This window comes from Shewanella sp. SNU WT4, assembly GCF_006494715.1.
GTDB lineage: Bacteria > Pseudomonadota > Gammaproteobacteria > Enterobacterales > Shewanellaceae > Shewanella.
This window is the reverse complement of sequence record NZ_CP041151.1, coordinates 1,901,762-1,921,586: the sequence shown is the minus strand read 5'-3', so window position 1 is coordinate 1,921,586 and position 19,825 is coordinate 1,901,762. Positions and strand designations below refer to the sequence as shown.

Here is a 19,825-nt window from a genome sequence, read left to right as displayed (position 1 = left end):
ACTAAAGCGTTAAATCACAGGGCTGACTAATAGCTTAGCGGCGTAAAACTGTTTAATCGTCGCTAACCAAGGGCTTAATTGCGAGAACTTATGCGACTGCTGCTCATCAAAGTGAACTTGATAATAAGCATTCAAACAGTCATCAATGGCGTTTACGTCTAACAATTGATCTTGCCTCGACAGAATGACCAAGGCATTGCCTTGGTTTTTCTCTCTAAATTGCGTCACGCATTTAGTGGCTATGTCTTGATACTCTTCTGCCCTATCAATTTTGCCTTGCATTGTGGTTTCAGGCCATAAATTGGGATTGATGAGTACGCTATACCCCCCCGTTAGAAACGCAATCCGTTCAGCCCAATAGCCACCTAAACCTACACCAATAAATAACGGCTTTTGTACCTCAGCAGGAGTAGATTGGCGAGCAACTTGATTGAGTATTTGCTGCATATCATGCTTTGGGTGCATGGTGGAATAACTCAGTAACCGCACATCGCTATCAATAAATTGTAACTGGCGCATCTTCTCGTGATTACCAGGACTTGTGGCATCAAAACCATGGAGATAAAAAATCATCACGCCTCCTATGCATAATGTTAAATACGATTCAAATTAACAACGTTGAAAATTGAGCTCTCAGTAAATTATTGACTATGAAAGTTGAGCACTAATGCGTTTGGCTAACGCAGCCGCTTCTAGCCACCGTGTTTCTTGTTGCAGCGCAATGGCAACTTGCGGCTTGTTCGCCAGTAATTGAGAGACTTTCGAAGCAATAGGCAGTGGTGGCCACACAAAATCATCAGCAAGCACGCTGGCAACGCCTTCGGGGTCATTACACAATAACGCCATATCACAACCCGCCAGTAATGCCGCCTTCACCCGTGCGCGATAATTCCCCGCGACACTGGCGCCCTTCATGCCTAAATCATCAGAAAAAATAACGCCGTTAAACTGCAGACGCTGTTTTAAAATCTCTTGCAGCCATACCGTTGAAAAACCTGCAGGATGTTCATCCACCTGCGGATAAATCACATGGGCAGGCATTAAGCCTTGCAATTGACCGGCGTCTATCAGCTTAACAAATGGGATAAGATCAAGGGCTTCAATTTGTTGCAAACTACGGTCATCCACCGGCATAGCGATATGAGAATCCGGCGCTACGCTGCCATGCCCAGGGAAATGCTTACCTACTGCGGCCATACCCGCACTATTCATGCCCTCAATAAAGGCCTGCGCTAAACTGGCGACTTCCAGCGGCTCTGAGCTAAAACTGCGTTTACCAATCACGGCACTAATGCCATTTAAATCCAGTATCGGCGCAAAACTTAAATCAATATCTAGCGACAATAATTCTATTGCCATCAAAAAGCCCAGCTCACGCGCCCAGTCACACGCTTCTGCCATATCTTTTGCCAAAGGTAACAAATCACCCATGGCCGGAATTGAGGTAAAGCCCTCACGAAAACGTTGTACGCGGCCACCTTCATGGTCAACGGCAATCAAGAGATCGGGTCGGCATTGCCTAACACTGGCAATGAGTTGTGCTAGTTGGCTACGATTTTGATAATTACGACTAAAAAGAATTAACCCGCCAACGGCTGGGTGTTGCAATTGACTTGCTTCTTGCGGGTCTAAGGTTAACCCCGCCAGATCCATCATTAAATAGCTCATCGTATGTCCATCATCAAAGAGTAATGCCTTAGTCTGCCACAAAAGCGAATGTTCTGGGGAGCGAGTATGCTGCCATTAACCAATAAAATTTGTCATGCCGTCACATTTAGATAAGAAAATATCATGAAATAATAGCGTCTTGACTATGGGATACTTGAGACATTAACGGCTTGGCGACATTCCAGCTATAATCCTTCAAATTTGGATACATCAAGGTATGAGTATGATCAGTGTTTTTGATATGTTTAAAATCGGCATAGGCCCATCAAGTTCTCACACTGTTGGCCCAATGAAAGCTGCCAAACTATTTATTGATGGTTTACAAGCCCAAGGTATCCTGACTCCAGTCGATGAATTGCGCTGTGAACTCTTTGGCTCTTTAGGTCAAACCGGTAAAGGTCATGGGACAGGTAAAGCCGTTATTTTAGGTTTACTGGGAGAGGAGCCAGATAAAGTCGATACAGACAATATCGATGCGACACTCGCTTTAGTCGAGCAAGAACAACAGTTAACGTTAAGCGGTGGCCATATTGTGCGCTTTACCCGCGAAGATGGTATCACTTACCACAGACGCAAAAGCTTACCGGCTCATGCCAATGCCATGACACTTTACGCTTACCAGCAAGGTCAATGTATTGCCGAGCGCACCTATTATTCCGTGGGTGGCGGCTTTATTTTAGATCAAGACGAAATTTTGGCCGTGAATGCCTCACCAGCAACACCACTGGGCTCTGCGCCATTTGATTTTAACAGCGCCAATGAACTCATTAAAATGTGTAATGACAATGGCTTAAGCATTTCATCCTTAATGATGAAAAACGAACTTAGTATCCGCACAGAAGAAGCCATTAGCCAAAAAATATGGGCAATTTGGCAGACCATGAAAGAATGCGTCAATAAAGGATATTCTAAGGAAGGCTTATTACCAGGAGGCCTTAAACTGCGCCGCCGCGCTCCTTCGTTATACCGTCGCCTTAAAGCCGAAGGTCGCAATAATGTTGACCCATTAACGGCAATGGATTGGGTGGATTTATTTGCATTATCAGTCAATGAGCAAAATGCCGCAGGCGATAGAGTGGTCACGGCCCCAACCAATGGTGCTGCCGGCATTATCCCTGCCGTACTGTGTTATTACGACATGTTTGTGCAAGAAGTCGACCAAGATATTTGTAATCGCTTCCTGTTAACGGCAGCTGCCATCGGCATTTTATATAAAAAGAATGCCTCCATTTCAGGCGCTGAAGTGGGTTGTCAGGGTGAAGTTGGGGTTGCTTGCTCTATGGCCGCAGGAGCATTAACAGCCATTATGGGCGGCACGGTTGAACACGTTGAAAATGCCGCTGAAATTGGTATGGAGCATAACCTTGGCCTCACCTGCGACCCTGTTGGTGGTTTAGTGCAAGTTCCTTGTATTGAGCGCAATGCCATGGGCGCTGTAAAAGCAATTAACGCCTCAAGAATGGCGCTTCGCGGTGATGGCAATCATAAGGTCAGCTTAGATAAAGTTATCAAAACCATGATGGATACAGGCCGAGACATGGGCAGTAAATACAAAGAAACCGCCAAAGGAGGTCTGGCGGTCAATATTGTTGAATGCTAAACAAGCAGATAACGGCTTAGCGCACAGGTAACTCAATAGTCGCCAGCATGCTCTCAATCAAGTCTTGATCTTTGAGCATGATGGCTTCTTCAACTACATCGCGACTAAGGTGCGGCGCAAACTCTTCAATAAATTCATACATATAACTGCGTAAAAAGCTGCCACGCCTAAAACCAATTTTAGTCGTACTGGCCGCAAATAAATGACTAGCATCGCGCACGATAAGATCGCTATCAAGCTTACTATCAAGCGCCATAGTGGCAATCACCCCGACCCCTAAACCTAAGCGTACATAAGTTTTTAGTACATCGGCGCTAGTTGCAGTAAAGGCGACCCTAGGTTCAAGATTGGCACGATTGAACGCGGCATCGATTGGGGATGCGGGATCAAATCCAAACACATAAGTAATTAATGGGTAATCCGCTAAATCTTCAAGACTAATCTGCTCAACCTTAGCTAACGGATGATCTGGCAAGACAACTATGCTGCGATTCCAGTGGTAACAAGGCAGCATAATTAAATCGCTGTAAAAATGCATAGCTTCGGTGGCGATAGCAAAATCCACTTCACCGCGAGCAACCTTATCGCTAATTTGTGCCGGAGTGCCCTGATGCATATGCAAATTAACCTTAGGATACTTTGCCATAAAAGGTTTTATCACAGGAGGGAGCGCATATCGAGCCTGGGTTTCAGTGGTAGCAATCCGCAATTCACCGCGGTCAGGATAAGTAAACTCATTAGCCACACGCTTGATGCTATCGACTCGGCTTAAAATTTCAGTGGCAATAGCTATGACTTGGCTACCGACTTCAGTCACGTGAGTAAGGTGTTTACCACTGCGCTCAAAGATTTGTACACCGAGTTCATCTTCAAGCATTCTGACTTGTTTACTAACACCTGGCTGAGAGGTATACAGAGATTCTGCCGTCGCAGAGACATTAAGATTATGATTAACAACTTCAACTATATATCTAAGCTGTTGTAATTTCATGCTAATTTCCTAAGCACTAAATACTCCGCATAAAGCCTGCGGAAGTCCTTCCTGACTGTATACGTATAATTATTAGTTTTAATGGTGCAGATTACCAAACCAAAGTGGAATAAAAAACCTGATTTAATGACCAATAACGACACAGACTCAAAGCTAGTCTAAGATAACTATGCTAGCTATTTGATTTCATGTAGCATTGTTCCCATGTCTAACTTAATGGATTATCTATGATAATTACTGTGGTCTTAGTCCTCATCGGTGCCCTAGTATTAGTAGTCATTGGGATTAACATAATACAGCAACAAAAAGCGCGCGTTGAGGGTGACCGTAGAAATGAGTTTAATCGCCAAAAAGCGATTCTTGATGAAACGGAAGCTGTTCTCGCCAATTCAGCGATATTACCATGCTCCAACCAAATTATTATCATTTTGCATGAACGCATTAAAGATGCACTGCAAAGTGCGTTAACTTCAGCAATTCCCCCGATATCAAGCCAGCTAGAAAAGCGTTTAGTTGATGTAAACAACATGCTCGAGCAATTAAGAAAGAACGCCGACAACACGCCTTCGATTGAGAGTTTTCGCTTGCCAGACAATGACAAACAAATTTTGTTATTGGTTCAATCCTTAAAAAAATTAAAAGCAATACTGCGCAATGAAAATACTAAAGGCAAAGTCGTCCCTGAAATTTTTAGCCAGGAAGAAAAACGGATTGATAGTTTACAACTGCGAATTAACGTTGATGCAATGCTCAATCGCGCGAAAAGCGCTTGCGCCATTAAGCAGTACGGTTCAGCTAAACAGTTAGTCACTAAAGCCATTGCCACCTTAAATGCCCTTAAACAACACAACCCTACCGATCCTTTTGTCTTAAAAAAATCTGATGAGGCAAAAGATCTTTTAGAAGAAATGACCGGGGCGCAGCAAACCGAACAACCCAATGCCAATCAAGCACAAAAACCAGGGGATGAATTAGACATGCTGTTTCAACCGAAAAAGAAATGGTAAACCTGGTCAACCGCTAAAACACCGCTGTATTGGCGGTTTTTTTATGCCCATATCCTATGTTTTACGCCATGTTCAACAACCTGATGGATAATAGTAAACACAAGCCTAATTCCAGCAATGTTTACATGCCATTATCCACTCAAAGCGATGACACACCTAAAGACTAATGTATGAACAGTCTATTGTATGAAAAGACTGATGCATTAAAGAAGTTAAACATCAGCATAAGTCTCTGAGACTGAAAAAATCTGCATAAAAAAATCCAGTGCTCAGCACTGGATTTAATTAAGTAAGCTTATGTTGGCAAAGTTAATTAACTTTCTTTGGCTTTCTTCTTACGGGTATTTTCAATCACCCATTTGCCATCTAAGTATTTAGCGGTCCAACCTGTGGCTTTGCCTTCCACTTCTGTGGCGACATATTGCTCTTTGGTCTTACGGCTAAACTTAACTTGTGCTTTATTACCTTCGTCATCGGTTACTGGTGCATCGGCTAAATACAAGTATTTTGGCCACAACAATTCGCGATATTTCACTAACTCTTCCACTAACGGCGCGCGAGTTTCACGTGACTTAGGAAAAGTGCTAGCGGCTAAGAAGATACCTGCAGCGCCATCACGCAGTACAAAGTGCGCATCAGACTTAGTGCACTTAAGCTCTGGAAGATAAATAGGATCTTCTTTTGGCGGCGCAGCCTCACCACTTTTCAGCAGTTTACGGGTATTTTTACATTCGCTATTAGTACAGCCGAAATACTTACCAAAACGACCATTTTTAAGTTCCATATCGCTACCACAGCGATCGCACTCAATCAGAGGTCCTTCATAACCTTTGATCTTAAACTGACCCATTTCCACTTCATAACCAAGACATGTAGGGTTGTTACCACACACATGCAGCTTACGAGTTTCATCAATCAAATAAGAGTCCATGGCCGTGCCACATAAATGACATCTATGCTTGGCACGCAGAGCGTCAGTCTCGGCATCTTCGCTGATAGAGGTAATAGCCTCATCACCCGATGTCAGATTCATAGTGGTTTTGCATCTTTCCTTTGGCGGTAATGCATAGCCACTACAGCCGAGGAACACACCAGTAGTACCGGTACGTATGCCCATAGGACGATCGCACGTTGGACAAGGAATATCGGTCAGCACCATGTCATTGGTTAACATGCCGCCTTCTTCAGGCTCGTTTTCAGCCGTGGTTAACTGCCCAACGAAATCATGATAGAAACCATCGAGTACTTGGGTCCAATCACGCTCACCTTTAGCGACGTTATCTAAGGTCTGTTCCATTCCGGCAGTAAAATCGTAACTCATCAGTTCTTTAAAGCTATGAACTAATCTGTCACTGACGATTTCACCCATTTTTTCAGCATAGAAACGACGGTTGTCAACTTTGACATAACCTCGGTCTTGAATGGTAGAAATAATGGTCGCATAAGTCGATGGTCTACCAATGCCACGCTTTTCTAATTCTTTAACCAAAGAAGCTTCACTAAAACGGGCTGGCGGCTTGGTAAAATGTTGTTTTGGCAGCAGCGACGTTAAGCCCAGTGCTTCACCAATCCCAATTTCAGGCAGTAGTTTTTCTTCTTCGTTTTTCTTCTTCAGCGCTGGTTGTACATGTGTCCAACCGTCAAATTTTAAAATTCGACCTGACGCTTTGAGCTCAAACTCACCGGCTTTAACGGTTAAGCGAGTAGAGTCATATTTAGCAGGTGTCATCTGACACGCCACAAACTGACGCCAAATTAACTCGTATAAACGCTGGGCATCGCGTTCCATGTCTTTTAAGAACGCTGCTTCAACGGCAACATCCGATGGACGGATAGCTTCGTGAGCTTCCTGAGCGCCCTCTTTGCTACCGTAGCGCAGTGGAGCTTCTGGCAGGTACTTAGCACCAAATTCTTTAGAGATCAGGCCTCTGACAGCGTCTAAGGCTTCCTGACTGATATTTGTCGAGTCAGTTCTCATATAAGTAATATATCCAGCTTCATACAAACGCTGGGCCATCATCATGGTCTTTTTAACCCCAAAGCCCAAACGCGTGCTTGCCGCTTGTTGCAATGTTGAAGTTATAAAAGGCGCCGTTGGCTTACTTTGAGTCGCTTTATTTTCGCGATCTATAAGAGTAAATGTCTGATTTGATAAAGCATCAACAGCAGCTTGCGCTTCAGCTTGTGTCACCGGATTAAAGGCTTCACCTTTAAAACGCAGGACCTGCATGGTGATATCTTGCTGTGATGGCGTCTTTAAATCCGCATGCACGTCCCAAAATTCTTCAGGCACAAAGGCTTTAATTTCGCTTTCACGTTCAACCACTAAACGCACAGCCACAGATTGCACTCGGCCAGCCGATAAGCCGCGCGCGACTTTCTTCCACAATAACGGCGATACCATAAAGCCCACAACGCGATCGAGAAAACGGCGCGCCTGCTGAGCATTGACCATGTTAGTGTCGAGTTGACCTGGTTTGCTAAAAGCTTCTTGAATAGCTGTTTGAGTAATTTCGTTAAAGACTACACGCTGATACCGCTCAGGATTACCGCCGATGATTTCTTGTAAATGCCAGGCAATAGCTTCCCCTTCGCGGTCCAAATCCGTTGCGAGATAGATTTTATCTGCGGAATCGGCCAAGGCTTGTAACTCTTTAACGACTTTTTCTTTGCCGGGTAAGATCTGATAGTTGGCTTTCCAGCCATGTTCAGGATCAACCCCCATGCGTGCTACTAGATTATATTTGTCCTTTGCACGCTTATACTCCGCCTTTTCATCAGGAGACATTTTACGAACTTCAGCAGCGGTTTTAGTAACGCCATTGCCATCAGACACCGAGGAAGATGTAGGTAGATCTCTAATATGACCTACGCTCGATTTAACAATAAATTCTTTACCAAGATACTTATTAATGGTCTTGGCTTTAGCCGGTGATTCGACAATAACTAGCGATTTACCCATAGTATGATTCGCGCCAATGGTCTCTGGAAGGTGGAAATGGCTCCATATATAGAGGGTTGTCCTACGAGTTTCAAGTGAATCCCTCGATTATGTGCGCCAGCGAGTCAATTTTTATACAATTTATGGCTTTTTGTAAAAAATAATCTTGCGATATTAAAAACTATTCTTTCAGTTTTTACCATCTAATGAAAATACTTATGCACTTTAGGTCATGGATGCCCACATAAGCAAATCCTCTGCCCCTTGTGTGCGCTAACCGCTCACGTATACTTCATGACTTTACAGATAAGCAACACTAACCACTCAAGCTAAATACAAGTGTTATCCAATTCATATAGGTTATTTCCCTAAACGTAAGTCGATGAGTACGAGGATGATTCATGAGTTATCTGGAAGCTAATTTTGATGGACTAGTAGGACCGACCCACAACTATGCCGGCTTGTCGTTTGGAAATGTGGCATCACAACATAATGCAGCGGCGCCATCGAATCCCAAAGCCGCAGCATTACAAGGATTAACTAAGGCAAAAGCATTAGCTGACATGGGATTAACTCAAGGAATATTACCGCCACAAGCGCGTCCAGACTTATCCAGTTTGCGCCGAGTAGGTTTCACGGGTAGTGATGCTAACGTATTAACCCAAGCCGCTAAGTTAGCGCCGCATCTACTCAATAGTTTTAGTAGTGCGTCATGTATGTGGACCGCCAATGCTGCTACTGTGTCTCCAAGCACTGATTGCGCCGATGGCAAAGTGCATTTTACCGCAGCAAACTTAGTCGATAAGCTGCATCGCAGCATTGAGCCTACGCAAACAACTAAGACACTCAAGGCGATATTTGCCAACGACAACCACTTCGCCCATCACCCCCATTTACCTGAACATCCATTTTTTGGGGATGAAGGCGCGGCTAATCATACCCGTTTGTGCAGTGACTATGGCAGACAAGGCGTTGAGTTATTTGTCTATGGCCGTGAAGCCAGTAATCCAAGTGCCCCAGCGCCCAGGCGCTATCCTGCAAGGCAAACCCTTGAAGCCAGTCAAGCCATTGCCAGATTGCATCAGCTTGAGCACAACAGTGTTCATTTTATTCAGCAAAATCCAGCGGTTATTGACCAAGGCGTGTTTCATAATGATGTGATTGCCGTTGGTAATAAAAATGTACTTTTTTATCACCAACAAGCTTTTGTCGATAGTCAAAAGCAGTTAGCGCAATTGCAGCAAAAAATGCATGGGAATTTGCATCTGGTAGAAGTCAGCACGGATGATGTGAGCATAGATGCTGCGGTGAAAAGCTACTTATTTAACACTCAATTAGTCAGTGTAAATGATGACAGCATGATATTAATCGCCCCCAGTGATTGCCAAGAACACCCGCAAGTTTATCAATACTTACAAAGCCTTCCCGAGCGCGGCAGCCCAATCACCCAAGTTAAATATTTTGATGTTAAACAAAGCATGCAAAATGGCGGAGGACCCGCCTGTTTACGCCTGCGCGTAGCCCTTAGCCAAGCAGAGCTCGCCGCGGTTAATCCGCATGTCATTTTAAATGATGCTTTGTATCAACAACTCACGCAGTGGGTGAATAAACACTATCGCGACAGGATAAGCGCCGCCGACCTTGCTGACATCAGCCTTTATCAAGAGTCATGTACCGCCCTTGATGAGCTCACACAAATCATGAACTTAGGCAGTATTTACTCATTTCAAGGTTAAGTTAATCTAAATAAAAATGGCGCATTAGCGCCATTTTTCATCACCAACAAGTCATTAATAAATATTAATAGGAATATTAGCCACAGGCGTTACTAATCCAGAGGGCGATGTTACTTCTATGATTAATGTGCCGGAATTTGGTTTATCCTCACCCTTAATCACCACCCCATAGGCACTACCACCATTATGATTTGATGATGGCCAAGTATAACTACTGGTACTCACCACAGACCCAGCAGTGGCTTTAAAACTCACCACTGAGCCAGAAGGCATCTGCTGATTATGTAAGTCACTAATCACTATACTGACAGTGCCGCTGCTTTTACCATTAATATCAAGCACGCCATCACCATCATCAACCGCGCCGCCATCATTAATTATTGGGGTTGAGCCGTATGCCGTGCTACCCGACATGACTAATACTAAGCTAGCTCGAACGTTAATTGATTTAGAGTTAGATACGCCATCAGCGCAACCAGAATGCGTAGGTTCAGAGCAAAGCACGCCGTTATAAAGCTTATCGGCAAGATCAAATACCCCATCACTATCAAAATCAATCAACTCTTCATTCTTACCGCCTAGAGAATCACCACCTGTTTGTTGGGGATTAAAAACACCATCTTCATTGTGATCAACAAAAGCCTCATTTAGATCGTAGCTATTACCACTAACATCTACCCCAGTTAAAAAGGTTGGCATTTCAGCGGCATCAAACCGACCATTACCATTGGTATCAGGGAAAGACTCCTCACCAATAGCTGTAGCTATTATGGTTGCTCGGCCGCCATAGGCTTGCCCCATAAAGTTATCAGTGCGAGGGTTAACGCCTAAAACAGGTAGTTTCTTACCATCAGGGCGCGCCTGCTGACTGCGCCAAGTAACAGTACATTTGCCATTAAGCGTGGTACATGATGGGTCGACTGCACCGCCCTCTGTGGTAAATGTTACTGCAGTACCATCTTTAACTGGGTTATTAAATGCATCAGCAAGACGAGCTGTCACGGTAACTTCGGTACCATCTATATCCCAGCCTTCAGGATTTAAGGTTGATGCTGAGAGTGAAAAACTGTCTTGATCTGGAATACCAGTTGATACTACAAGTTCACTGGACTGACTTGAAATTAATGGACTCGAACCAACAACATTAGCAGTTACTCGCACACTAGTGGCCACAGTGCCTGAGTTTATAACGGTTTGCACTAAGCCTTGTCCATTAGTGGTTGCAGTGACAGGACTGGCTTTTATCCCCCCAACGTCGGTATTGAGGCTGAAATTCACGCTCTGGTTACTGACTACACTGCCAGTAGTATCAAGAACTTTAAATACAACAACAGAAGATTCATCACCACCTGTGCCTAAAATACCAATATTTTTAGGGGTGGCTGAGACGAATACTATGCTGCCAACATCTGCCTTTAACACATTTATCGCGCCAGAGGCCGATAAGTTAAGCCCACCCGCATTAGCAGTGACATTAATAGTGTCATTACCATCGCAGCCTTTCGCTAAATAAGTACTAGTAGCAATGCCATTCACCGCTTGCACTGGTGAACTTAAGATTGCAGATGGAGTTGATGCTCGACTACAGGTTGACGTAAAAATAACATCTATGGGTTGATTATACCGGACGCCATTTTTATCTTGAATAACAACCTCAACCGAAGCCGTTCCCCCCGCTGAAAGGATAGGACTACTAACGGCAGCTTTGCCATCAACAAATGGACTTCCACTGCCCATATCTAAATCAGTTTCACCAATCACCACGATAACAGCGGCTTTTTCGCCACTTGATAATGTGCCAAACACCTCCGCTGCGCCTAAGCTAGTTCCCGCATAAATATCAACAATGGCTTCACCTGCAGCATTAGTCACAGCGGTATCAATCGGCAATTCACCTTTAGTCGTTGTAAAGGTCACTATCACAGGTTTGTTAACCCCAGATACTTTAGCCTTAATCCTCCCCGGGATTAAATTATTAATAGTGCTTATAGGCTCGCCTTGTTGATTAGTCAGAGATAATACGACTTGAGCGCCGCCAGTGACATCACCGCCATCACCAACCATGGTAAAGGCTACGTCCGCACTTTCACTACTGCTAAGACTCGCAGTGATTCTACCAGCGCCTGCTGTACTACCGGTATACAAGGAAACTGTCGCGATACCATCAGCTCCGGTTACCGCTGTACCAATGGCAGGGACTAAGGTGCCAAGCTTAGGGTCATTAAGTACAAAAGTGACCAATTGATTGAACTGCGGTGTATTTGAACTATCCGTGACTTTGGCTGAAATCTGAGCTGGATTTTCGGCGGAAATAGTCGTGGTATTGATCGAAACATTAATTAGCTTGCTCGGCGTGGGATCAGGATTGGTGCCAGTATCACTGAGACCACCGCCGCCACTACATCCTGCCAAAAACACCGCCAAAATGAGGGCGGTAAACATCCTTAACGCTGACATCATTGTCAGACTCCCCGTATTATCCGTCAATTCCATGGGTTATTACGCAGCATCAACACGTAACCGAGCTAACAATGCGCAACACATCATTCATAATAATATAAAAATATCGAGAAATCACAACAATATAACCCACTTTAGTTATTCTCTTAGTGGCATATTCTTGTTAGTCTCTCTCTCGTTTAAAACAATAATCACAATATTTAAACGGAATCACCCATGAATAAAACAAAGAGCAAACCGCTAGGATTAACCGCAAAAATATTACTGGGCATGGCCATAGGCATCATTTTTGGCCTACTGCTACGTAATATGTTCCCTGCTAATGAGATTGTTAAAGAATATATCACTGATGGTTTTTTACATGTCATAGGCACCATTTTCATCTCTAGCTTAAAAATGCTGGTCGTTCCTTTAGTCTTTATCTCACTGGTGTGTGGTACTTGCTCGTTAAGCGAACCCTCCAAACTTGGACGCTTAGGTAGTAAGACCATAGGTTTTTATTTATTTACTACCGTTATTGCCTTGAGTTTTGCCATCATGGCTGCCGTCGTCATTCAGCCAGGCAATGCATCATTAACTAGTACTGAAAATTTACAGTACGTCGCGAAAGAAGCGCCGAGCTTATCTGAAGTCATCATAAATATTATCCCGACCAACCCAATAGAGGCCATGACCCAAGGCAATATGCTGCAAATCATTATATTTGCTGTTATTTTTGGTTTTGCAATTGCCCACATAGGTGAGCGTGGTAAACGTGTCGCTCAATTATTTGATGACTTAAATGAAGTGATCATGCGCGTCGTCACCTTAGTGATGCAATTAGCGCCTTATGGTGTTGCGGCATTAATGGCGAAACTGGCATTAACCTTAGGCTTGGATACCTTTGGCAGCGTTATCAAATACTTTTTAGTGGTATTAGTCATGCTGTTATTCCACGGCTTAGTGGTTTATCCCGTACTGCTTAAATTGTTTTCAGGACTAAACCCGCTGCTGTTCATTCGTAAAATGCGTGATGTGCAGTTATTTGCATTTAGTACCGCCAGCTCGAACGCTACCTTGCCTATCACGATGGAGGCCACCGAGCACAGGCTCGGAGTTGATAACAAAATTTCGTCCTTCGTCTTGCCCTTAGGCGCCACTATTAACATGGATGGTACAGCGATAATGCAAGGGGTTGCGACCGTATTTATTGCTCAAGTGTTTGGTATTGAACTGACCATTACCGATTACTTTATGGTGGTAATTACTGCAACCTTAGCCTCCATTGGTACTGCTGGCGTGCCTGGGGTAGGTTTGATTATGCTAGCTATGGTCCTTAATCAAGTGGGTTTACCTGTTGAAGGTATTGCCTTGATTATCGGTGTTGACCGATTGCTGGATATGGTACGCACCGCGGTCAATGTGACTGGTGACTCAGTTGCAGCTGTGATTGTTGCTAAGTCTGAAGGCGAGCTAAATCTTGATATTTACAATGACTCACAAGCAGGAAAAGTGGCATTAAGTTTTGACGAGCAAGTTCATCGCCCGTTGTAATTATCTTTAAGCCGTTAATGTTAAATAACTATTTTTAAGTAATCACCCAATTCTCAGTAGTTATCTAGTAACAAAAAAAGCGCCTAAAGGCGCTTTTTTTATTGGCGAAGATAACTAAATTATCTGCCCCAGTATGATTCTTCTAAGCTGTCTTCACGCTCAGGTAAGCCGCGAGATAAACGTGGGCTATGCTGGGCTAACACTTCATAAGCAACGCGGTTAGCGTACTTACAAATTTGCGAGAAAGATGAATAACATAAGCCTTCACGCTTGTGCTTACTCGAACCTGGCACATTGGTTTTATGAAAATCATTCGCTGATAAGTCATGCAGCAAGGCAGATAACGCGCCATCGCCCGCACCATTAGTGTTGCGAATACGCTCAGGGCCACCCATGTATGGCGAAATATGGGCATACACCTTAAGCGGCGTTACACAATCTTCTTTCATCATAGGACGTGAGAATTCATAGCGATTGAATTCAGGAATCGCGCCTGGCAATAAGGTGTGCTGAGTCTCGCGCTTTTGGCTTTCTTCAGTGTAACCTGCGGTATATAAACCTATTGGGCCAGCAGTGAGTAAAATCATGTCACACCAATCTAAGGCACTTTCACACGCAAGCAAAGGATCGCTAAAACCAGTCAGCGCTTCACCTTCGTCTTCATTCATCGCAAGCACAGTCACATGCTCAGCAATAAACTCTTGCCACCACTTAGGATCTTCAGCAATTAAGAAGCGCGTACCTAAAGTTAATACCACAGGAACATCGGCAGCTTTGGCATATTCAATGGCTTTCATCGCCGCATCAGTAATGCCATCGCCATCGCTAGCACGCATTAAATAGGCAGTTAACACTAAAGCGCTCGCGCCTTGAATAACATCGCAATCAATAAACTCTGGCGTTAACTTATCCATCGAGCCTTTGCTGATAGCAAAAGTGCGTTCGCCGCAATCAGAGATTAACGTGAAACAACGACCAATAGGGCCATCAACTGGCTGCAAGTAATTTAAGTCAACTTTGGATGAGGTATGGCATAAATAACGGTAAGCATAGCTGCCCACTTCAATGTTCTGGCTCATTACACCAAACAGCACTGAGCGATCATCGGCCAAAATAGAATAGTTATGAACTGTATTACCAATAGTGCCACCCGCAAATTCATCACTGATCAATTGCAGTGATTTAAGCTCATGATACAGTTGGTGCGCTTGCTCATCATTAATTAAGGTCGAATTTCCCTTAGGCAGCTGATAGCGTTCAAGCAATTCATCTTCTACTTTGGCTTCAATATCCACTAAGGTCTGATCTATACCTGTGATATAAGCGGAAAAAGGTTCTGGCTGTTGCGTCAGTTGCGCGAGTAAAAGGTCTCGGGTTTTAACGGGAAAATAATGCTTAGATTTACGCTGACCGGGAAACTTCATTCTGGGTTCTCTAATTACTGGCTTCCGTGCACGCCTTATAGACAGACTAACCTGTCCCCATACAACCAACGGGTTGCTAATGGCGGCAGATTTTAGCATAAATTAGTCGATGCACCAGTGCTGAGCTTAATTCAAATACAAAAAAGCCTGCACTTAGGCAGGCTTTTTATTCTAGCGCCGATATTTACTTCAGCGCAGCAACCATTTGCTCGCTCACTGCGGCAACAGTTTGGGTACCATCAAATTTACGGTATTGAGTCTCACCGGCAGCAGCCATAGCACCATAGAAATCAACCAAAGGCTTAGTTTGCTCATGGTAAATATCTAAACGCTTGCGTACTGTGGTTTCTTCATCATCTGGACGAATAACTAATTCTTCACCCGTCACGTCATCTTTACCCGTTTCTTTTGGTGGATTAAATACCACATGGTAAGTACGACCAGAACCTGGGTGTACACGACGGCCAGACATACGCTTAACGATTTCTTCGTCTGGCACATCAATTTCAATGACGTGATCAACCGCAATACCATTATCAACCATGGCATTGGCTTGTGGAATAGTGCGTGGGAAACCATCTAACAGGAAGCCTTTAACACAATCATCAGCAGTAATGCGCTCTTTCACTAGACCGATAATTAGATCATCAGAAACCAGTTGACCTGCGTCCATTACTTTTTTAGCTTCCAGACCAAGCGGAGTACCCGCTTTAACCGCGGCACGCAGCATATCACCGGTGGAGATTTGTGGAATACCAAAATGCTCCATAATAAATTGAGCCTGAGTACCTTTACCGGCACCTGGGGCGCCCAATAGGATAATGCGCATTCAAGAGTCCTCTTTTGCACTAATTGTTAAAGTCCGTGATCTTCGCATATATGAGCACAGGATAGAAGGAATTTTCATTAGACCTTAGGATGAGTCAGCACTAATACAACAAGCTATAAAGCTTTCGGCGATATTGATTGGCAATCGAACTGCCTTGCCCTAAAGCGGTAATGATTTCCATAAAGGTTTTTTTCAAGCTACCATCACCAACATTGAGGTCACGGCGCAGCTGTTCAAATAACAGCGCTAACGCTTCTTCATCACGATGCACTTGATGATAGGCCTTAGCTAACGCTTGGCGCACGATGATATCATCAGGCGTCTGCTCAAATGCCGCTTCTAATGAACGAATCTCTGGGCTGTCGGCTGACTCTTTAGCCAAATTAAGCTTGGCCATTAAATTGGCATAATAGCCATCTTGCCCGGCTAGACCGACAGTCGCTAATAACGTTTGCGCCGCGCTCGCGTCTTGCAACTGCAAGTACACATCAGCCAAGGCCAAACTAATTTCATCGCAAGGATGGGCTGCTTGCGCGCTTTTTAGTAACATTTGCGCTTGTGGCAATAAGCTGGCGTCATCGGCTTGCAACATAGCCATGGCTTGCGCCAATTGATGTTGCCATAACGGCTTAACGTGTTTGTCGAGTACAGCGCTTATCATTTCGCCCGACATAGGTGCCATTAGCGCATCTATCGGCTGACCTTGTTGCAATAACATCAAGGTAGGTAAGGCTTGTATACGAAAATAGCCCGCGATCTCCATTTCAGTGTCGCAGTTTACTTTGGCCAGTAAAAAACCGCGCGCTTGTTCTTGTGCCAGTTGTTCTAACACAGCCAAACTTGCAGGCTCAGACGGTGACCAAAAAGCTAACACTACTAACTGTTGCATTGAGGCATCAACGACTTGCTGAATGTTCTCTTTAGTTAAATCAATTATGCCATTCATATACATTCCTCAGACAAACAGGGCCACCTATGGTGGCCCTACTGGTATTAATCTTGACGCAGTAACATTTGATTCATCAGCTTGATAAAGCTGGATGGATCGGCCAGCGAACCTTTTTCAGATAACAGAGCTTGTTGCAGTAACAACTCACTCCAATCGCTAAAGGCTTGTTCATCTTGCATAGTGATTAAACGCGCCACCAATGGATGGTTAGGGTTAATCTCAAAGGTTGGCTTAGATTCTGGCACGGCTTGACCGGCAGCTTGCATCAACTTAATCATTTGCGATGACATTTCGCCTTCACCAGCCACAACGCACGCCGGTGTATCGGTCAAACGCGTGGTGACTTTAACGTCTTTAACTTGCTGACCTAAGGCGGCTTTTACGCGCTCAATCAAGTCTTTGCTGTTTTCAGCTAACTGCTCTTGGGCTTGCTTTTCTTCAGCATCTTCAAGTTCGCCTAAATCTAAGTCACCTTGGCTAACACTGTGCAGTGATTTTTCTTTATAATCATGCAGATGATTAACCAACCACTCGTCGATACGTTCAGACATTAATAAAACTTCAATGCCTTTTTTACGCAGCAATTCTAAGTGTGGGCTATTCGCCGCAGCAGCGTAGCTATCAGCCACTATGTAATAAATGTGCTTTTGGCCATCTTTCATACGGGCAATATAGTCATCTAAAGACACTGTTTGCGCGGCACTATCGTTATGGGTCGATGCAAAACGTAATAAGCCAGCGACTTTTTCACGGTTAGCAAAATCTTCCGCCGGGCCTTCTTTTAGCACCTGACCAAATTCGCTCCAGAACTGCTGATACTTATCGCTATCATCTTTAGCTAACTTTTCAAGCAGGCTCAGAACGCGCTTAGTTAACGCATTACGTAAATTACGGGTAACCTTGCTGTCTTGCAGAATTTCACGGGAAACGTTAAGCGGTAAATCGTTAGAATCCAGTAAGCCTTGCACGAAGCGCAGATAAGATGGCATAAATTGCTCAGCGTCATCCATGATGAACACACGCTGCACAAACAATTTTAAGCCGTGCTTACGATCGCGGTTCCACATATCCCATGGCGCTTTGGCTGGTATGTATAACAAGCTAGTGTATTCTTGATTACCCTCAACCTTGTTATGCGCCCAAGTTAACGCATCGCTAAAGTCATGGGATAAGTACTTGTAGAACTCTTGGTATTCTTCATCCGTCACTTCTGACTTGCTACGCAGCCACAGTGCTGATGCCTTGTTCATAACTTTCCAAGCACCAGCAACGGCTGGAATGGTTTCACCGTCTTCTTCACGTTCAGCAGTGCCCTCTTCCCACATTTCAACTGGGATAGAGATATGATCAGAATACTTAGTGATGATAGAACGCAGACGATAGTCATCAGCAAATTCTTTATCATCATCACGTAAATGCAGTACGATTTTAGTGCCACGTTCCGCTTTTTCGATATCTTCAACGGTGAAATCACCTTCACCACAAGACTGCCACTGCACGCCTTTATCTTTGCTGTCGCCGGCCGCGCGGCTAGTGACTGTCACTTTATCGGCAACGATAAAGGCTGAATAAAAGCCCACACCAAATTGACCAATCAGTTGTGAATCTTTGGCAGCATCACCTGATAAGTGGCTAAAGAACTCAGAAGTCCCTGATTTAGCAATAGTACCTAAGTGCTCAATCACGCTGTCGCGGTTCATGCCGATGCCATTGTCTTCAATGGTCACAGTGCCCAGCTCTTTATTTGTGCTGACACGCACTCGCAGTTCACCATTGCCTTCATAAAGCGTGTCATTGGTCAGCGCCAAATAACGTAATTTATCGGCGGCATCTGCAGCGTTTGAGATCAATTCACGCAGAAAAATTTCTTTATTGGAATACAAAGAGTGGATCATCAATTTCAAAAGTTGCTTAACTTCTGTTTGAAAACCTAGTGTTTCTTGTTTAGACATGAAAATTTCCCTTGTTTTACACAAATACAAATTCGATACCAACTAAATGGGGTTAGCTGACATTATTTCAAGGGTAAAAAACAAAAAAGACCCATCATTGGGTCTTTTTTCATTCAGTTACGTCCATTGCAAGCTTACAAAGGTAAGCGGCCGGTGAAAGACAAGGCTAAAGTCGTACTATCAACATACTCAAGCTCACCACCAACGGGGACACCATGGGCAATACGGGAAATCATCACGTTATAGCGTCTGGCAATATCGGCAATGTAATGAGCGGTCGCATCCCCTTCCACGGTCGGATTGGTCGCCAAAATTAATTCGCTCACCCCACCCGCAGCTAATTGCTCTTCAAGCAGGGCCAAACCTAGCTCTTGCGGACCAATGCCATCAAGGGGGGATAAATGCCCCAGCAATACAAAATAGCGGCCAGAGAAATGACCACCCGCTTCAATGGCAAGCACATCGGCAGGCGTTTCCACCACGCACACTAATTCGGCGTGGCCGCGCTTTAGACTCGCGCAAATCGGGCAGGTTGGTTGCTCGGTAAAATTGCGGCATTGACGACAATGGCCAACATCACGCATTGCCGCAGCCAATGTATCAGCCAAGGCAATACCTACATTGCGATTACGCTCAAGCAAAGAAAAGGCCATACGTTGAGCCGATTTTGGCCCAACGCCAGGCAAACACTTCAAGGCTTGCACTAATTCATCAACCAGAGGACTGAATTTCATT

The 19,825-nt window shown here is 44.4% G+C and carries 14 protein-coding genes; 4 read left to right on the top strand and 10 right to left on the bottom strand.

Annotation, left to right across the window (positions count from 1 at the left end; all coding sequences use genetic code 11):
* Positions 1-9 precede the first annotated feature (9 nt).
* Positions 10-573, bottom strand: a complete 564-nt coding sequence (gene ycfP, locus FJQ87_RS08565) for an alpha/beta hydrolase YcfP (RefSeq protein WP_140932280.1) — start codon at positions 571-573, stop codon at positions 10-12.
* A gap of 75 nt (positions 574-648) precedes the next feature.
* Positions 649-1,668: a beta-N-acetylhexosaminidase gene (gene nagZ / locus FJQ87_RS08560; RefSeq protein WP_140932279.1), complete on the bottom strand. Its 1,020-nt coding sequence runs from the start codon at positions 1,666-1,668 to the stop codon at positions 649-651.
* A 223-nt stretch (positions 1,669-1,891) separates the two neighbouring features.
* Between nagZ and FJQ87_RS08555 the strand changes: the two genes are divergently transcribed.
* Entirely contained in the window at positions 1,892-3,268 is a 1,377-nt protein-coding gene (locus FJQ87_RS08555; protein ID WP_140932278.1) for an L-serine ammonia-lyase, read from the top strand.
* 16 nt (positions 3,269-3,284) lie between these two features.
* Here the strand turns inward: FJQ87_RS08555 and cysB are convergent, their stop codons facing one another.
* The gene (gene cysB, locus FJQ87_RS08550; protein ID WP_140932277.1) at positions 3,285-4,259 is read right to left on the bottom strand and encodes an HTH-type transcriptional regulator CysB; all 975 of its coding nucleotides are present in this window, start codon (positions 4,257-4,259) and stop codon (positions 3,285-3,287) included.
* Between the two features lie 227 nt (positions 4,260-4,486).
* Between cysB and FJQ87_RS08545 the strand changes: the two genes are divergently transcribed.
* Positions 4,487-5,266, top strand: a complete 780-nt coding sequence (locus tag FJQ87_RS08545) for a hypothetical protein (protein WP_140932276.1) — start codon at positions 4,487-4,489, stop codon at positions 5,264-5,266.
* A gap of 313 nt (positions 5,267-5,579) precedes the next feature.
* Here FJQ87_RS08545 and topA read toward each other — a convergent pair whose 3' ends face one another.
* Positions 5,580-8,228, bottom strand: a complete 2,649-nt coding sequence (topA, locus tag FJQ87_RS08540; protein ID WP_140932275.1) for a type I DNA topoisomerase — start codon at positions 8,226-8,228, stop codon at positions 5,580-5,582.
* A 380-nt stretch (positions 8,229-8,608) separates the two neighbouring features.
* On the opposite strand from topA, the gene astB reads away from it, so the two are divergent.
* Positions 8,609-9,943, top strand: a complete 1,335-nt coding sequence (gene astB / locus FJQ87_RS08535) for an N-succinylarginine dihydrolase (protein WP_140932274.1) — start codon at positions 8,609-8,611, stop codon at positions 9,941-9,943.
* Between the two features lie 54 nt (positions 9,944-9,997).
* Here the strand turns inward: astB and FJQ87_RS08530 are convergent, their stop codons facing one another.
* Positions 9,998-12,403 (bottom strand): hypothetical protein, encoded by a 2,406-nt coding sequence (locus FJQ87_RS08530; RefSeq protein ID WP_140932273.1) that lies wholly within the window; start codon positions 12,401-12,403, stop codon positions 9,998-10,000.
* A gap of 216 nt (positions 12,404-12,619) precedes the next feature.
* On the opposite strand from FJQ87_RS08530, the gene FJQ87_RS08525 reads away from it, so the two are divergent.
* On the top strand, positions 12,620-13,936 hold the full coding sequence (locus FJQ87_RS08525; RefSeq protein WP_140932272.1) for a dicarboxylate/amino acid:cation symporter: 1,317 nt from the start codon (positions 12,620-12,622) through the stop codon (positions 13,934-13,936).
* A gap of 119 nt (positions 13,937-14,055) precedes the next feature.
* On the opposite strand, the gene FJQ87_RS08520 is transcribed toward FJQ87_RS08525, so the two are convergent.
* The 5 genes from FJQ87_RS08520 to recR form a co-directional block, all read right to left on the bottom strand.
* Complete coding sequence (locus tag FJQ87_RS08520) at positions 14,056-15,360, bottom strand: inosine/guanosine kinase (protein ID WP_140932271.1); 1,305 nt, start codon at positions 15,358-15,360, stop codon at positions 14,056-14,058.
* Between the two features lie 184 nt (positions 15,361-15,544).
* Complete coding sequence (adk, locus tag FJQ87_RS08515; RefSeq protein WP_140932270.1) at positions 15,545-16,189, bottom strand: adenylate kinase; 645 nt, start codon at positions 16,187-16,189, stop codon at positions 15,545-15,547.
* 100 nt (positions 16,190-16,289) lie between these two features.
* Complete coding sequence (locus tag FJQ87_RS08510) at positions 16,290-17,135, bottom strand: tetratricopeptide repeat protein (protein WP_140932269.1); 846 nt, start codon at positions 17,133-17,135, stop codon at positions 16,290-16,292.
* A 47-nt stretch (positions 17,136-17,182) separates the two neighbouring features.
* The gene (gene htpG / locus FJQ87_RS08505; RefSeq protein ID WP_140932268.1) at positions 17,183-19,090 is read right to left on the bottom strand and encodes a molecular chaperone HtpG; all 1,908 of its coding nucleotides are present in this window, start codon (positions 19,088-19,090) and stop codon (positions 17,183-17,185) included.
* A gap of 134 nt (positions 19,091-19,224) precedes the next feature.
* Complete coding sequence (gene recR, locus FJQ87_RS08500; protein ID WP_140932267.1) at positions 19,225-19,824, bottom strand: recombination mediator RecR; 600 nt, start codon at positions 19,822-19,824, stop codon at positions 19,225-19,227.
* Position 19,825 lies beyond the last annotated feature (1 nt).

Coding starts and splice junctions, on each gene's coding strand:
- ycfP (WP_140932280.1), bottom strand. CDS start 573: ATGATTTTTTATCTCCATGGTTTTGATGCCACAAGTCCTGGTAATCAC.
- nagZ (WP_140932279.1), bottom strand. CDS start 1,668: ATGAGCTATTTAATGATGGATCTGGCGGGGTTAACCTTAGACCCGCAA.
- FJQ87_RS08555 (WP_140932278.1), top strand. CDS start 1,892: ATGATCAGTGTTTTTGATATGTTTAAAATCGGCATAGGCCCATCAAGT.
- cysB (WP_140932277.1), bottom strand. CDS start 4,259: ATGAAATTACAACAGCTTAGATATATAGTTGAAGTTGTTAATCATAAT.
- FJQ87_RS08545 (WP_140932276.1), top strand. CDS start 4,487: ATGATAATTACTGTGGTCTTAGTCCTCATCGGTGCCCTAGTATTAGTA.
- topA (WP_140932275.1), bottom strand. CDS start 8,228: ATGGGTAAATCGCTAGTTATTGTCGAATCACCGGCTAAAGCCAAGACC.
- astB (WP_140932274.1), top strand. CDS start 8,609: ATGAGTTATCTGGAAGCTAATTTTGATGGACTAGTAGGACCGACCCAC.
- FJQ87_RS08530 (WP_140932273.1), bottom strand. CDS start 12,403: ATGATGTCAGCGTTAAGGATGTTTACCGCCCTCATTTTGGCGGTGTTT.
- FJQ87_RS08525 (WP_140932272.1), top strand. CDS start 12,620: ATGAATAAAACAAAGAGCAAACCGCTAGGATTAACCGCAAAAATATTA.
- FJQ87_RS08520 (WP_140932271.1), bottom strand. CDS start 15,360: ATGAAGTTTCCCGGTCAGCGTAAATCTAAGCATTATTTTCCCGTTAAA.
- adk (WP_140932270.1), bottom strand. CDS start 16,189: ATGCGCATTATCCTATTGGGCGCCCCAGGTGCCGGTAAAGGTACTCAG.
- FJQ87_RS08510 (WP_140932269.1), bottom strand. CDS start 17,135: ATGAATGGCATAATTGATTTAACTAAAGAGAACATTCAGCAAGTCGTT.
- htpG (WP_140932268.1), bottom strand. CDS start 19,090: ATGTCTAAACAAGAAACACTAGGTTTTCAAACAGAAGTTAAGCAACTT.
- recR (WP_140932267.1), bottom strand. CDS start 19,824: ATGAAATTCAGTCCTCTGGTTGATGAATTAGTGCAAGCCTTGAAGTGT.